Source organism: Acinetobacter sichuanensis (assembly GCF_003024515.2).
In the GTDB taxonomy this organism is placed as follows: domain Bacteria; phylum Pseudomonadota; class Gammaproteobacteria; order Pseudomonadales; family Moraxellaceae; genus Acinetobacter; species Acinetobacter sichuanensis.
This window is the reverse complement of record NZ_PYIX02000006.1, coordinates 1-14,202: the sequence shown is the minus strand read 5'-3', so window position 1 is coordinate 14,202 and position 14,202 is coordinate 1. Positions and strand designations below refer to the sequence as shown.

Annotated in this window: 15 protein-coding genes; 8 read left to right on the top strand and 7 right to left on the bottom strand. The window is 34.5% G+C overall.

What is annotated here, in order from left to right; all coding sequences use genetic code 11:
- Positions 1–178: 178 nt before the first annotated feature.
- A complete protein-coding gene (locus C9E89_RS05630) occupies positions 179–439 on the bottom strand; it encodes a hypothetical protein (protein ID WP_107007291.1) in 261 nt (86 codons plus the stop codon).
- 63 nt (positions 440–502) lie between these two features.
- Complete coding sequence (locus C9E89_RS05625; protein ID WP_107007290.1) at positions 503–793, bottom strand: hypothetical protein; 291 nt, start codon at positions 791–793, stop codon at positions 503–505.
- 794 nt (positions 794–1,587) lie between these two features.
- On the opposite strand from C9E89_RS05625, the gene C9E89_RS23250 reads away from it, so the two are divergent.
- A complete protein-coding gene (locus C9E89_RS23250) occupies positions 1,588–1,746 on the top strand; it encodes a hypothetical protein (RefSeq protein ID WP_171405080.1) in 159 nt (52 codons plus the stop codon).
- Between the two features lie 39 nt (positions 1,747–1,785).
- Here C9E89_RS23250 and C9E89_RS05620 read toward each other — a convergent pair whose 3' ends face one another.
- Positions 1,786–3,414 carry a TROVE domain-containing protein gene (locus tag C9E89_RS05620; RefSeq protein WP_107007289.1) on the bottom strand — a complete coding sequence of 543 codons (1,629 nt, stop codon included), beginning with the start codon at positions 3,412–3,414 and terminating at the stop codon, positions 1,786–1,788.
- A 256-nt stretch (positions 3,415–3,670) separates the two neighbouring features.
- Positions 3,671–4,624 carry a ribonuclease Z gene (locus tag C9E89_RS05615; RefSeq protein WP_107007288.1) on the bottom strand — a complete coding sequence of 318 codons (954 nt, stop codon included), beginning with the start codon at positions 4,622–4,624 and terminating at the stop codon, positions 3,671–3,673.
- A 202-nt stretch (positions 4,625–4,826) separates the two neighbouring features.
- Here C9E89_RS05615 and C9E89_RS05610 point away from each other — a divergent pair, with 202 nt between their 5' ends.
- The 4 genes from C9E89_RS05610 to C9E89_RS05595 all read left to right on the top strand — a co-directional run bounded on the left by C9E89_RS05610 (position 4,827) and on the right by C9E89_RS05595 (position 9,057).
- On the top strand, positions 4,827–6,362 hold the full coding sequence (locus C9E89_RS05610; RefSeq protein WP_107007287.1) for a hypothetical protein: 1,536 nt from the start codon (positions 4,827–4,829) through the stop codon (positions 6,360–6,362).
- A gap of 33 nt (positions 6,363–6,395) precedes the next feature.
- Positions 6,396–6,686 (top strand): hypothetical protein, encoded by a 291-nt coding sequence (locus tag C9E89_RS05605; protein WP_107007286.1) that lies wholly within the window; start codon positions 6,396–6,398, stop codon positions 6,684–6,686.
- Positions 6,687–6,725: 39 nt separating this feature from the next.
- Positions 6,726–8,327, top strand: coding sequence for an RNA repair transcriptional activator RtcR (gene rtcR / locus C9E89_RS05600; protein ID WP_107007285.1), 1,602 nt, complete (start codon positions 6,726–6,728; stop codon positions 8,325–8,327).
- Between the two features lie 184 nt (positions 8,328–8,511).
- Positions 8,512–9,057, top strand: coding sequence for a hemerythrin domain-containing protein (locus tag C9E89_RS05595; RefSeq protein WP_107007284.1), 546 nt, complete (start codon positions 8,512–8,514; stop codon positions 9,055–9,057).
- Positions 9,058–9,105: 48 nt separating this feature from the next.
- Here the strand turns inward: C9E89_RS05595 and C9E89_RS05590 are convergent, their stop codons facing one another.
- Both C9E89_RS05590 and C9E89_RS05585 read right to left on the bottom strand, forming a co-directional pair.
- Entirely contained in the window at positions 9,106–10,347 is a 1,242-nt protein-coding gene (locus C9E89_RS05590; RefSeq protein ID WP_228198986.1) for a TerD family protein, read from the bottom strand.
- Between the two features lie 206 nt (positions 10,348–10,553).
- Positions 10,554–11,186: an alpha/beta hydrolase gene (locus C9E89_RS05585; RefSeq protein WP_107007283.1), complete on the bottom strand. Its 633-nt coding sequence runs from the start codon at positions 11,184–11,186 to the stop codon at positions 10,554–10,556.
- A 119-nt stretch (positions 11,187–11,305) separates the two neighbouring features.
- Here C9E89_RS05585 and yaaA point away from each other — a divergent pair, with 119 nt between their 5' ends.
- Both yaaA and C9E89_RS05575 read left to right on the top strand, forming a co-directional pair.
- The gene (gene yaaA, locus C9E89_RS05580) at positions 11,306–12,085 is read left to right on the top strand and encodes a peroxide stress protein YaaA (protein ID WP_107007282.1); all 780 of its coding nucleotides are present in this window, start codon (positions 11,306–11,308) and stop codon (positions 12,083–12,085) included.
- Between the two features lie 38 nt (positions 12,086–12,123).
- Positions 12,124–12,756, top strand: a complete 633-nt coding sequence (locus tag C9E89_RS05575) for an HD domain-containing protein (RefSeq protein ID WP_107007281.1) — start codon at positions 12,124–12,126, stop codon at positions 12,754–12,756.
- A 152-nt stretch (positions 12,757–12,908) separates the two neighbouring features.
- Here C9E89_RS05575 and C9E89_RS05570 read toward each other — a convergent pair whose 3' ends face one another.
- Positions 12,909–13,151 (bottom strand): hypothetical protein, encoded by a 243-nt coding sequence (locus C9E89_RS05570; protein ID WP_107007280.1) that lies wholly within the window; start codon positions 13,149–13,151, stop codon positions 12,909–12,911.
- Positions 13,152–13,597: 446 nt separating this feature from the next.
- Between C9E89_RS05570 and C9E89_RS05565 the strand changes: the two genes are divergently transcribed.
- The gene (locus tag C9E89_RS05565) at positions 13,598–14,035 is read left to right on the top strand and encodes a hypothetical protein (protein WP_107007279.1); all 438 of its coding nucleotides are present in this window, start codon (positions 13,598–13,600) and stop codon (positions 14,033–14,035) included.
- Positions 14,036–14,202: the final 167 nt, after the last annotated feature.

Below are 14,202 nucleotides of genomic sequence, written 5' to 3'. Positions count from 1 at the left end.
ATATTTAATAATTTAAAATATTTATTTTATTTTTAGAGTTTTTATTGTGCTTTTATTTTCTTTTGTAATATATAAAAATATATAGTTAAATATAAAAATGGATATTTAAAAATTAACCACTGCATAAAAAATCCATGCCAAATTTGGCATGGATTTAAGTGATAGGAAAATATTGTCGCTAAGGTTTTTGATTTATCTTGAGATAGTGCTGTTCAAGATGAATATCCAAACGCTCTGCCAAAGGGTCATCCTCTAAAACCTGACAATGCCCAATCAGCAATTTCATATCGGTTGTTTTGCGCTTTTTACTTGGTGGTTTTTCATGATAGGCATGGCATTTTTTATACCAATGATGCGTGGTTAAATAATAACTTTTGATGCGAAGTTGCTCTAAAGCAAGATCGAGATCGTCATCTTTAACGTGGACTTTGATGCTCATAAATCGTGTTTTACAGACTGACACCTGTCTCTTGTGATGAAATAAAAAAAGAAAAGAATAGGTTTATCGACCTACGGCAAAAGTATTGCCTGTGCGTTGATGTTGTTGCTTTAAATCAATTTTATACCAAAAATTAGGATGAGTTATAGGCGGTGTACATAGTGCAAAATGGCTTTGTGCCTGACTGATCAGGCGTTTCATTTTACGTTTTTTGCGCTTTAAAATGGCAGCTTGCTCATAAAAGCCTTGGCGCTTTTTATACCGACGGGTGGCTTGTAAGAGATATTGTTTTTGCTGTAACTGATGTAGCGCGAGTTCAATATTGTTATCTTCAACAATAACTTGTATAGACATGATTTGCGTTTTAAAGACTGACACCTGTCTTTGTTTTTGATTTGAGATATTAAGTTAACAAATTGTTTATTTTTTAACAAGGTTTAATTTTTGAAATTGCTTTTATGATCATTTTATTTGATATTTTAAAATTATTATTTTTAATTGCGAAGATAAACAACAGGATATAAACAAAGTTGCGAAGACAATCGTGGCTCTACCTACTGAGCTACTGTTTCATTTATTTAAAAGTGAAACAGGGTGGAATCGAACCACCGACAAACGGATAATGTAGTCCTCAAGGCATTTTATATCCTGTTATTTTTACAACAGATCAATCATCCATCAACAAGTTGAATGATAAGACATTTATCTTAGCGCTTTTGCTTTAAGCGACAGTATGTACATACCGCAGCGGAGTCTAACCGCTGATCTCTAAGTCCCTATGTAGTCCTATCGGCATTTGATGAATCAAAGACCTCAGTATATTTTCATACACTGTCTTACGCATAAATCAACAAAATATCAAAGACGTTCGCGCCTTGCCACTTGGCTACCATTACCGAAATAATGGGGTGGATTCGAACCACCGATTACGTCAATTGAAGATGTAGTCCTTGAAGCATTTGATTTACTTTTACCACATTTGCATAAACAAAATATTGAAGACGTTTCGTTGCTCTATCCAGCTGAGCTACTGTATGTCTGTCATACAGGATGGACTCGAACCACCGACCTACGCATTAAAGATGTAGTCCTCAACGCATTTTATGCATTTTTACTATTTTTGATCGCCAACAAAGTGTTGATAAAACATGTCATTTGGAAAGAATGTAGTTCTATCGGCATTTGGCAATCTGTTACAACGCGCACAACAAATTATTTTAGAAACGTCTCATTGGAAAAATGTAGTTCCTAGCGCATTTGTGCGTTTATCTAACATGGTCAATATGGATATCACATTTTTTAGATGAAATATCTCACAATGACAATGTCAAATTTGTTTCACAGAATCAGCTTGCGTGAAGCTGAGACTGTGGAATTTCTATTTTTTCAATTTCGCCAACCCAATGATCTGCATGCATTTCATTGTTGGCAAAACTTTCAATCAGTTTAAACACGGTATCGGAAAATCCACCAATATTCATCACATCTTTTTGCTCAGGCATTTGCGCAGTCGCATAAGGCTGTAAATCGACACAGACAAGTTTTGCATTTGGATTTTGCTGTTTTAACTTATTCCAATAAATCATCATTCCTGTTGAGTGTTTTAGTCCTCGTATTTGATCAAGCCATGACTCATTATCCGAAAAATAAATCACCAAATCGACCTCGGCATTTTCTTTTACCAACAGTTCTAATGGTTTAGAACAAGCTGTTCCACCACCACACATATTGGCAAATTTTTTGGCTAAGGCGAAAATATCAATTTCTTCCTGTCGATCTCCTAATGCCTTTTTACGTAAATATTGCTGTACTTTGGTCAGGTTAGACAATTCACGTACTTGGGTATCAAAGGGCATTAAACGTATGTTTGGATTGACATATTTAAATGCACTTGCAAATAAAGCCGCCGCATCAACACAACGTAACTGTGAAGTTGCCCCTTTACGATAACCCGTTACAGGGCTTCCCATTGAACCTGAAACATCAATCGCAATCACCACATTACCTGATAATTTTGGTACATGAGCAATGGCACGCTGCATGGCAAATTTTAATGCATTGGCAATTTCATGCGGCATTCCATCGGCAAGCGCAGACCATGCCATCATGAGCTGATAAGGCAAAACCCGACTTTTGGCAATCGCCGTTTCATCCATCAATTTATCCGCAATGATTTTGGTCATGCCTTTAATCTCAAATACACCGTGACGCAAAAAAGTATTCAGATTCATTCTGAGCATTTGCCAAGAACCATTTTTAGCAATTTCCGCCCATTGTGCCGCTGTTAAATTCAGATTGGTTAACAACTGCATTGGTACTTTTGGCACTTCAGTTGTCTGACCTAAACGAAATTGTTCCAATGCCTGAATCTGAGATGGCAATTGTTCAATGGCATAATCTTTTCCTAATACGTAGGCAAAGAAGGCATCATGTTGCTCAGTCTTTGGTTTTGGATGGGTTATTTTCAACACATCTGCAAGGGATGGGCTGTTTCCAATATTCGCCGCCATCAGTTGTTGATCATTTGCTGTTAAAATCCAATCATTGACCATACGTTTTGGCAATGAACCCAAAGACTTACGTCCGATCATTCCTGCACGCATAATCTGTACAAAGTTACGCAATTGTTTTCCGTTATCAATAATGATCGGGAAAAGTTGTTTAAATAAATCGGCATCGAGTTCTGAAAGCAATGCCAATAACACCACAGGCGTATCTTTCATATGTGCATGTTGACGTGCATAAATCGCTGTTTTGGCAACAAATTCAGGTTCAACTTCCAATGCCAAAGTGAGAATTTGATCCAATTGGACTTGGGCATCCTGATAAAAAGTATGGTTCAGGGTTCCTGTTGCCGCCAACTGTGCCAAAGCTGCACGTGATTTTAATGGATAAGCATGACCGCCTGCTTCATTTAGTCCTAATGGTGGTTTTGCCTTCGCAGTGCGAGAGGCAAAAATTGTCTTGTTCGCCATGACAGCATCCTCAAGTTTAATTTTTAATTTCTTGAAAGATATATTGCGAAGAGCGTGCCAACTTTTATTTTTAGCATGATTTTATTTTTTTAAGTATATGAAAATAAATAATTAAATATTTTAATGTGAATCATTTTATAAAAATATGAATTAAAAATACTCGATTTTATCTATAAAAATAAATATTGAAATATAAAAAAAGATAGTTTTATTTAGGGTTAAATCGTCATCGATTAAAGATGACGATTTAAAGCGATTAAATTTTGACAAGAACATGATCTGCGTTGAATTCATAACTTGCCAAGTCTTCAGCCAGAAATAATTGCCCTGAATAAAACTGTTGCGCTTCATTCTTCAACATATTTAAGCCTTCATGATCATGATAACGTGCGCTAAAGTGTGTCAAAACCAAGTTAGGTAATTGTACTTGTTCAGCAAATTCAGCCACCATTTTTGCAGAACTGTGCATTGGTGCAGTGCCGACTTTGTCCAATGTTGCTTGGGTATAGGTACTTTCATGAATCAAGACATCGGCATCCTGACAAGCTGAGCTGAGTAATTCAGGTTGATCATTATCACCGCCAATAATAGCTTTGACCCGATGTTGTTGAATCTCAACATATTGATTGGACATCAATAATTTTCCATCATATTCAACATCTTTACCTTGTTGTAAATCGCCCCACAATTTACCTTTGGGGATGGATAATGCATTTAAAGCATCAACATTGAGTTTTTTCTGTTGTTGAATCACTTCAATGGCAAAGGCATAACTTTCCACCCGATGATGCAATGCAATGGCTGAAAGTTGAATTGATTCATTGATCTGTATGGCTTGCTGAAGCGTATTAACATCTATAAATTCAAGCGGATAGGGCAGGTGTAAATCGGTCAATTGTTGGGTAGCTTCAAACCAAAGCTGAATATTTTTTGGCGCAATGATGGTGAGCTGTTCTTTACGCCCATTCATGCCTGCGCTCGCAAGCAAACCCATCAGACCATAACAATGATCACCATGCACATGAGTAATGCAAATGGCTTGTAAATGTTGTAAGGATAATTTTGCACGTTGAATTTGATGCTGTGTACCTTCACCTGCATCAATCAAAATCCAATCTTTGCTTTTACTGTGGCGCACGGCTAAACCTGACACATTGCGGGTCAGCGAAGGAGCACCTGAAGATGTGCCTAAAAATGTAAACTGTAACATGGGAAATAAAACCTGAAACTATTTTAAAAATTTGATTGTTTTAAGCGAAAACCAAAGTGATTCCATCAAAAAAAGGTCGAGTCAGACGCTGATGGTGTAAGGAGGAGGGCGGTTTTGCCATCTAAGTATAGCATTGCAGATCATGGAGTGTTAATTTGAGTGCAAAATAAAAATTCAGATCAATAAAAATAAGGTAGGTCATATGCAACAACTCAAGCCGATCCAAACGCAGCATATTCAACATGCACAGCAGTTACTCTCAGATGTATTGGCTGAACATGCTTATTTAAATGAGCAGAAAATGAATGAAATCCAAATGCTTGTAGTGGGTCACATCCATTATTTTGAACTTGAGACATGGCAGCAATTATTAAAATCAATCCATCATCAGCGTTGTTATTTTTCAGATTTTTTAAATTTTTATTTGCAAAATTATCCAGAAATTCAGAAAAAAATGGATCAGCAAATGCAAAAACAACTGCACGTTGTCGAGCAATTTTATCAACAACATTTAAAGGAAATCGAGATTACATCAGAAAATCTGTCCGAACATTGGCAGGATTTGGATGACCTTTTACAACAAAATGATGCACAACCTGAGCTAAGCACTCAACAGGAATTGCTCTATCTGAACTATTGGCTACAGGCTTTTACACCTTTGGCGGCTGATGATATTCCCTTACTTTGGAAAGCTTTCCAAGCCTATCCTTTTGAGTTTTTTCCATTGGTGTTGAATATTCCTGTCACAGCACTAAAAGCACAAGATATTGAAATATTTTATGATTTATTTGCACAGCAGGCATTAGACTTTGCCCATGATGGGCAACGCCCGACTCATTTTATTCAGTATTTTTATGATCAATTTCCTGAATTATTACAACAAATTCCACAACGCTATCTGCAAAGCAATGTCTTGCCATTAAAAGCAAAATTATTGCTGTGTTTGGCTGATCGTAAAGCTGATTTAAGTGAAATATTACAACAGTTTATTTTGCAGCAGTTTATGCAGTCGGTACAACAAAATAAGCAAACACTGATCGATGCTGCATTACATGCTTTGGCAAAATGTCAGCAGATTCAAATTCCGCACACGGTCATGGATAAAGTACGGTCTTTTTTACATGAAGATGAAATATGGGATCTGCCCATGGTGGCTATGCGGACATTGAATGCTTTGGGTATTCGGGATTTATGGTTTAAACAACATTTGCTCACAGTGTTGGAGCAGGGCTATGGCTGTGATGGTGAAACGCCACAAGGCACAAGTATCGAAATATTAACAAGTTGGGGGAAGGAAGGTTTATATGCCACAGACAAGGTCATTCAACTGTTAAAGCAGGCGATTCAGGAAAATGATCAGGACAGCATCATGAGTCTAATTGTATATACGGATGCTGATCCATCATTGGCAGTGCATTTTCAGCCTTTGCTTTGGCATTGGATTGAGGATTTAAGCCAAAAATCTCAGGATGAATGTTGGATTGAAGGACGGATTTTTCAGACTTTTGCCAAGCTTTGCAAAAGCTTAAAATGGCAACCAAATCCGCAGCAATGGCACAGCATGGAAGTGGTTTTACATGCGTTACTTGAATATTTAAGTCCTGAGGACAGAGCGCCATATTTTCAATTATTAGCTCAGGAATTTGCACTTGATAACATACAGATTCAGGCTGTACAGCAATGGTGTGTTGAAAAAGATAAAGAAAATCAAGCAGACAATATCGATGAAGAGAGCTAAAAAGTAATAGCTTGCTAAATCATGGAGCATTGAATGATGAGATATCAAATTAATTTTATGGCATATTTTGATGATGAAGAATGGTTGATTGAAGCAAAAGGCTGTTTGGAAATAGAGATATACATCAATCAAAAGACCTACCGATTTAACTTTTATGATCAGGTGAGATTAAATCAAGAGATCTTAGATACACTTGCACATTCACAGTACTTTTTTGACGAAAATATAGTGATCTTAAACGTGGTGAATCGGGCAAACATCATCAATTTTTTAGAAAATGTCGTAGATACAAAATATATGGATAGCTTTAAAACGCAAGGTTAATTATAGTCTTTTGATTGAAACTATAAAATTTTATAGAAAATGCAAAAATCTAAAAAAACAGTCGTGATTGGTTTTGTGGGTTCAACACTTGATCAGGGAAAAAAAGAAGAGCGTTGGCAACGTTGGCGTCCGACCATGAGCTTACTCATGCATGAAGACTTATTGATTGATGAATTGGTCTTATTGCATGACCGACGAAATAAAGGCTTAATTGAACATTTACAACAAGATGCACAACAAATCTCCCCAAATACCCATATTTCAGGTCATCAGGTCAATATCCGAGATCCGTGGGATTTTTCCGATATGTATGGGGCTTTGTATGACTTTGTAAAATCCTATCCTTTTGATACTGAAAATAATCATTATCTGCTACATATCACCACAGGAACGCACGTTGCTCAAATTTGTTGGTATTTATTGGTTGATGCACATTATTTACCTGCAAAATTGATCCAAAGTTCGCCCACAGGTAAGCAACAACCTGAAGGCGAATATCGCATCATTGATTTGGATTTGTCACGTTATGCCGCGCTAAACCAACGCTTTGAAAATGAAAAAACTGAAAATTGGCAACAACTTAAAGCCAATATCGCCACTAAAAACCAAGATTTTAACCAATTGATTCAAGAAGTAGAGTTGGTGGCGACCCGTTCCAAAGCACCAATTTTAATTATGGGGGCAACAGGTGTCGGAAAATCACATTTAGCCAAACAGATTTATCAACTTAAAAAAGAAAAATTTCACTTGGATGGACGATTTATAGATGTTAACTGTGCCACTTTATGTGGTGATGGGGCAATGTCGACACTCTTTGGACATATCAAAGGTTCATTTACAGGTGCAGCCAATGCCCGCACAGGTTATTTAAAAAGTGCCGATGGTGGTATTTTATTTTTAGATGAAATTGGTGAACTTGGGCTTGATGAACAAGCTATGTTGCTCAAAGCTTTGGAAGATAAATCATTTTTCCCTGTGGGGAGTGATAAGGAAGTTTCAGCAGATTTTCAACTGATTGCAGGAACAAATAAAGATTTACGTGAAGAAGTGCAGGCAGGGCGTTTTCGGGAAGATTTGTGGGCGCGTTTAAATACATGGACTTTCTTTTTACCGAGCTTAAAAGATCGAGTGGAAGATATTGCACCGAATATCGAGTTTGAATTACAACGTTTTGCCACTCAACACCAGTCTCAGTTACGTTTTCATAGTGATGCTTTGGAAAAATATTTAAAATTTGCACAGTCTTATGAAGCAACGTGGCAGGGAAATTTCCGTGATTTAACTGCAAGTGTAACCCGTATGGCAACATTGGCGGAAGGCTCACGCATTGGTTTAAAAGAAGTTGAAGCAGAAATTCAACGTTTACAAAAAATTTGGTCTATCAAAGAACATGCAGATTCAATACAGCCCTCATCTTTGAGGGATATTTTAACGGCTGAACAGCTTGCTCAAATTGATGAGTTTGATCGGATTCAACTTGAAGGTGTGATTGAAATTTGTCGTAAATCCAAGTCCATGGCTGATGCAGGGCGACGTTTATTTTCAGTGTCTCGTGAGCAAAGACAAAGTACCAATGACAGTGATCGAGTGAAAAAGTATTTAGCCAAGTTTGGCTTGAATTGGGGCGATGTAGTCAATTAATTTGTTGGTTAAAATGTAGTCATATTAAAATTGTTATTCACAATATTTTTAATTAATGTATATTGTTTTGCATATTTTTTAAGTACACATTGATAATGTGTGTACAAATCTTAATTAATAAATAAAGTTATATCGAGTAAGTTTTAAAATTTGTTATAACTTTTGGTGTTTATTCAGGATTAATATGTTTAAAAAAATACTCATAGTATTGCAACAATGGTTTAGTTTTTTGGGGAAACAAGATAAAAAAATATCGCTTAAAAATATTGAAAAGCAACCATTAGAACAAGCCACTCATACTTATTCTATGGCATTGATTCCACAACTTAAAAGTGAACATAAAAAACTGGTTGAAATTTATGTGGGAATTCAGAGTTTATTTGAAAGTAAAAAATATCAACAAGTTGTTGAGCAATTACTGTATTTTAAAGAAGAATTTTCATTGCACTTAATAGAAGAGAATGTAAAGTTTTATGCTTATCTAGAAAGTAATTTAGAGCCAGAAAGTGTGCAATTACAAACGATTAAAACTTATCGTAAAGATATGAATCAAATCGCACATGTTGTTGTAAAATTTTTAAAAAAATGGACAGCTCAATCATCATTAAACCCAGTGACTGCTGATGATTTTTTGCAAGAATATGAAAGTATTGGTGCTGCCTTAGTGCAAAGAATTACAGATGAAGAGCAGCATTTATATACTTTATATCATCCACTTTCTTTCACTTAGATGTAAATTGCCCTTGTGAATTTAGGGCAATTTTATCATTTAACTGACTTATTTAAACATAGGTTGACCATCTACTTTAATCTCAACAGTATCGTCTTTTTTCCAAATAATTCGTGGCGTATCTTCACTAAAACGTCCGCTGGTCATACCTGAATGTTGTAAAGTGATTCCTTGTTCATCAATAATAGCAATACCGATCACATAAGTATAAACAAAACGACTTTTTGCTTTTGCTGAAACATTGGCATTAAAAACACACTCAACGAGTTGATCAGCGTATTGCATACGCATTTTGGGTTGTAATGAAGCAATAGAAACAACGCCATTACTCACAGCAGAATAAACCGAAAAAACTAAGGCAACTTTTCCACCCAGTTTTTTTGCAATATCAGGATGTACTAAAACAGTCTCTTTGCCAGGTTGGGCACTTGATGCTCCTGTAATATCACCTTGATGATGGATGTATGGATAGCTCTCGATAGCACCTTGTTGTGATGGGCACCAGACATATTCCATTTTATTATTTTGTTGTAGCATAAAGCCAACACGTAAATCTAAGTCATCATTATCACTACGACCATCACCATTATCCACCCAAATTGCTTCAATTTTCAGATATTCGTGACTGTTTTTGTTGAGATTAATGCGATGTGATTGACCTGTTTTATCAAGTTGAATCTTATTCAAATTTAGAGTGCTTTTTGTATTATTGGGTGGTGTTGAGACTGGAAGCTGAGGTGTTGAAGAAGTGGGCTGAGCAACTTCATCTTTTGCAACTTCACCACCAAAGTGTTCAACTAAAGCAGCCAAGCCACCATTAAAACCTTGTGCAACAACACCTAAACGCCAAACATCTTTAAAGTAAATGTCTATTAACATAATGGCTTTTTCTTGGTTAAAGCGCTGCGGTTCAAGTACAAAGTTTGCAACAGCTTGACCTTGAGGATTTTTGATTGTAATAGTACCGCCTTGGATCTGTTGCATAGTTGCCTGTGGGTCATCAATAGCAGCACAAATACTAAAACGTTGAATTTGAGTTAAATTCACTAAATTCAGTTTAAACTTAAAATTTTGTTGGGGTTGCGCTTGCCAATTTACAGCACCATCAGGTGTAGTGGGCTGATTATAAAAAACCATAAATGCTTCGTCATTGAGCTTTTGGTGAGCATCTAAACCAAAACAAGAGAGATCTATTGCAAATGAAGCTTGAATTTGAATATCAATACTAAACTCTTGTTGAATGTTTAACTGTTGTAGTTGTAATTTCTGACCTTGTTGTAATTGCATCATAAAAAATATCCATTTATTTGTGTAAAAATCTGTGAGAAAAATAGATTCTATAAAGCTTAATATTTTTAAATTGATAGAGATAAATTAAATCAATGTTCAATTTTATGACTGAACAATAGAATATTTATTATGATTTTGAAAGTTGTTTTATGCTCAAATTTGTTGTTATTCAAACATAAAACAATACTAGGAATATGAATAAAAAACTATTTTATAGATAAAAACCGCTCAATCGCATGATGTAATTGTTTTAAATAGCCTGTAAAAAAATGATTTGCGCCAGGTAATACAGTGATGAGATGTTTTTGCGGTCTAGCCCAATTTAATACATCAGAAAGCTGTGTAATTTCATCATTTTCTCCATGAATAAATAATAAATCTCCTTGTAGAAAAGGTGTTTGATACTCTCGGATACCACGTACTTTTGCTGTTGGTAAACCACATAAAATCATTTGTTTAGGTTTATTTTTTTCATCAAGCTGAACAAAACACTTAGCCAAAACATGTGCACCAAAACTAAAACCAGCCGCATAAAAAGGGAGTTGAGGGTGTAATGTTTGCAGATGAGAAATAAGCGTTAAGATATCATCTGTTTCACCAAAACCATCATCATGTAAGCCAGCAGTTTGACCTAAACCACGAAAATAAGGACGATAAACAATACAATCATTTTGAGTGAAAATTTTTGTTAATAAGGTTGGGACTTTATGTTGGGGCGTACCCCCTTGTAGTGGATGAGGATGGCATACTACAGCAAAAGCTTTAGCTTCATTCTCTGGATAATCGACTAAAATTTCGATGTTACCTACCAGACCTTGTATGTGTATAGTATCAGACATAAAACGTGAATATTATTTAAATGATTTATTTTAACGATTATTGTAGAGGAAAAACATGATTCGCAAAAAAGCAGTGTAACTGTTATATTGCTGTGATGAATTATTAATGCGGAATAGATATGCTTTTTTTAATTTCTCCTGCAAAAACATTGGATTATGAAACAGATTTACCTATAGATCAGTATACAATGCCAAGAGTGTTAAATCATTCAGAAGAATTGATCCAAGTTTGTCGTGAGTTATCTGCCTCTGAAGTTGCGAGCTTAATGAGTGTAAGCGAGAAAATTGCAACACTAAATGTAGAGCGTTTCCGTGATTGGACACCAGACTTTAACTTTGCAAATGCTCGACAAGCTATTTTTGCATTTAAAGGAGATGTTTATACAGGTTTAGATGCTTATAATTTATCTGTAGAAGATATTGAATATTCACAAGAAAAATTACGTATGTTGTCAGGTCTATATGGTTTATTGCGTCCTTTAGATTTAATGATGCCTTATCGTTTAGAAATGGGAACAAAGCTAAAAAATCCAGTAGGTCAGAATTTATATACATTCTGGGGAAATAAGATTACAAGTTTAATTCAGCAAGATTTAGAGCAAGCAGGCTCAAAAATTTTAGTTAATTTAGCTTCTGACGAATATTATAAATCGGTTAAAGAAAGTCAGATTAATGCAGAAATTATTAAACCTGTTTTTCTGGATCAAAAAAATGGTCAATATAAAGTGATTAGTTTTTACGCTAAAAAAGCCCGTGGTTTAATGGCTCGATATATTATTCAAAATAAAATTGAAAAGATTGAAGATTTAAAAGGATTTAATGTAGATGGTTATTATTTTGATGCTGAAAGTAGTTTAGCAGGAGAGCTTGTCTTTAAAAGAGATGAACAGGCGGCTTAATTAATAGTCTGTCTGATGTTATAAGAGGAATGTGTCTAATGCTAAATTATTATGATAAATTTCAACAGTATTGGGCACAGTTTTCTGATTCTATAAATTTAAGATCTATGCAATCAGAATCATTATTTTCGATTCTTTTTCACTTCTATGTTGGTAATTATTATCATACGCACCAACATATTATAGAATGCTTAGAATTATTTAATGAAATCAAGCATCAACTTGAAGATCCAGTCGCGGTTGAGTTAGCAATTTGGTTTCATGATATTATTTATGATCCACAAGCATCAGATAATGAAGAACAAAGTGCTAAATTAATGCAAAAACATTGTGTGGGCATTTTAAAGAAAACTGAACTTGAAAAAGTTGCAAGGTGGATTATTGCAACCAAAAAGCATCTACCTACAAAAGAGCATGATTTAAAATATTTATTGGATATTGATTTGGCAATTTTGGGAAGTTCAACACAACGTTTTGCCGAATATGAACAACAAATCCAAAAAGAGTATGATTGGGTTGAAACACAACAATATCAAATGAAACGAAAGGAAGTATTAACGCATTTTTATCATATGACGCCCTTATATCAGACGGCATATTTTCAAGAAAAATTAGAGTTATCTGCAAAAAATAATCTGATGAATAGTATAAAAAATGATATTGGTCTATGATTTTGAAGATAGAATTGAGTTCTCATTCATAAGAATATTAAATCAACTCTAAATTCAGTTAATATTATTTTTTGCCTCATTGATATTTGTTGATTTATTATTTTTAAGTTGTGTTATGGTGAGTTGAATTATAAAGTTTGAATTTAAAGCCTCTAGCTTAATTCATAAACTTTTTCTAAATAGTCAAATTGATTTAATATTTGAAGTGAAATTTTTTCTCCTGTTGCCCAAGTGGCTTTTCCTGTTTGTAAGTCAACATCAATAATATCAAGTTCTTTGCATAAAGTACGGTCAGTTGCTAATGTAATAAATTGAGGTGAGTTTTCTTTTAGACACTTTGCAATATAGTGTTGTGTATTGTGATGACGATAAACATCAATAATTTTAAAACGCATGATTTCCCCAGATTGATTTAAAAATCAAGGACTACTTTAAAATCAAACTCAAAACTTATCAATTGTTAAATGTGTCTAAATATGAAATAAAAATGATAATTTTGTCATTATTTTTCAAGAGAAGTTTGATCTTATCCGAAATATTTTATAGACCTAGATAACAATAACCGACAAAAAAGAATGTTTATATACTTTTAATATATTGAAAATATACTTGAATATTCATTTAAAAATTAAGCTGTTAGTAAATATAAAATAATGCAGAAGGTGTACATAGAGGTATGAATATAAGATAGCTCAGGATTTGTTTTTTAAGTGTTTGAAATAAATATTAAAAAATAAAAAACATCTGTTGGTTGTCGGGAATTTTTGCTTTTAGGTTGTTGCTTGCAACAAAAATTGTTAACTTGAATAAGATAATAAAAAATTTAGGGACAGGAATGAAAATGAATGGTCAAAAATGTCAAAAAGCTTTTTGGATGATAGTCGTTAGTTGTTTTTCTACAACAATATTTGCTATTTCCCCTATAAAGGATGATCTTTTATCTGAAAATGTAAATTATGTTGGCACAATAACACCCGTTGTAATTACTGCTGTGAAGAGGGATGTGCAAGAGTCAATTGAACAGCAAAATCAAAAAAACAATCAGTTGGCAGGCAAACAAGCTGATGAAATTAAAAAGGATCATTTAACTTATGTTGTACTCAGTGATCATGAACAACAGAAAAAAGAAACAGACGCTTATCAACATCAAGCTGATAAACGACCATTATTGCCAAATAAGGCAAAAATGATTGAATATGGAACCAGTGCACAAAATAATTTTGTCAAAGTCACCACGCCTGACAAAATAACGATTTATGTCAGTCGTGATACGCACTAGTTTCATATTCAAATGATGTTAATTACTGATGTTACACATTGGATTTAAATTAAATAGCTGAAAAAAGCAAAAGCTAAATTTACATGGCGGGGTCTTACATCTAAAGTTTAAATTTGGGATTAGCCACTGCGTCTTGCGCTTCGTTAAAGTATACTTTGACTTGCTCA

Excerpts from the sequence above, each read along its gene's own strand:
- C9E89_RS05630 (WP_107007291.1), bottom strand. The coding sequence starts at position 439 with ATGAGCATCAAAGTCCACGTTAAAGATGACGATCTCGATCTTGCTTTA.
- C9E89_RS05625 (WP_107007290.1), bottom strand. The coding sequence starts at position 793 with ATGTCTATACAAGTTATTGTTGAAGATAACAATATTGAACTCGCGCTA.
- C9E89_RS23250 (WP_171405080.1), top strand. The coding sequence starts at position 1,588 with ATGTCATTTGGAAAGAATGTAGTTCTATCGGCATTTGGCAATCTGTTA.
- C9E89_RS05620 (WP_107007289.1), bottom strand. The coding sequence starts at position 3,414 with ATGGCGAACAAGACAATTTTTGCCTCTCGCACTGCGAAGGCAAAACCA.
- C9E89_RS05615 (WP_107007288.1), bottom strand. The coding sequence starts at position 4,624 with ATGTTACAGTTTACATTTTTAGGCACATCTTCAGGTGCTCCTTCGCTG.
- C9E89_RS05610 (WP_107007287.1), top strand. The coding sequence starts at position 4,827 with ATGCAACAACTCAAGCCGATCCAAACGCAGCATATTCAACATGCACAG.
- C9E89_RS05605 (WP_107007286.1), top strand. The coding sequence starts at position 6,396 with ATGATGAGATATCAAATTAATTTTATGGCATATTTTGATGATGAAGAA.
- rtcR (WP_107007285.1), top strand. The coding sequence starts at position 6,726 with ATGCAAAAATCTAAAAAAACAGTCGTGATTGGTTTTGTGGGTTCAACA.
- C9E89_RS05595 (WP_107007284.1), top strand. The coding sequence starts at position 8,512 with ATGTTTAAAAAAATACTCATAGTATTGCAACAATGGTTTAGTTTTTTG.
- C9E89_RS05590 (WP_228198986.1), bottom strand. The coding sequence starts at position 10,347 with ATGATGCAATTACAACAAGGTCAGAAATTACAACTACAACAGTTAAAC.
- C9E89_RS05585 (WP_107007283.1), bottom strand. The coding sequence starts at position 11,186 with ATGTCTGATACTATACACATACAAGGTCTGGTAGGTAACATCGAAATT.
- yaaA (WP_107007282.1), top strand. The coding sequence starts at position 11,306 with ATGCTTTTTTTAATTTCTCCTGCAAAAACATTGGATTATGAAACAGAT.
- C9E89_RS05575 (WP_107007281.1), top strand. The coding sequence starts at position 12,124 with ATGCTAAATTATTATGATAAATTTCAACAGTATTGGGCACAGTTTTCT.
- C9E89_RS05570 (WP_107007280.1), bottom strand. The coding sequence starts at position 13,151 with ATGCGTTTTAAAATTATTGATGTTTATCGTCATCACAATACACAACAC.
- C9E89_RS05565 (WP_107007279.1), top strand. The coding sequence starts at position 13,598 with ATGAATGGTCAAAAATGTCAAAAAGCTTTTTGGATGATAGTCGTTAGT.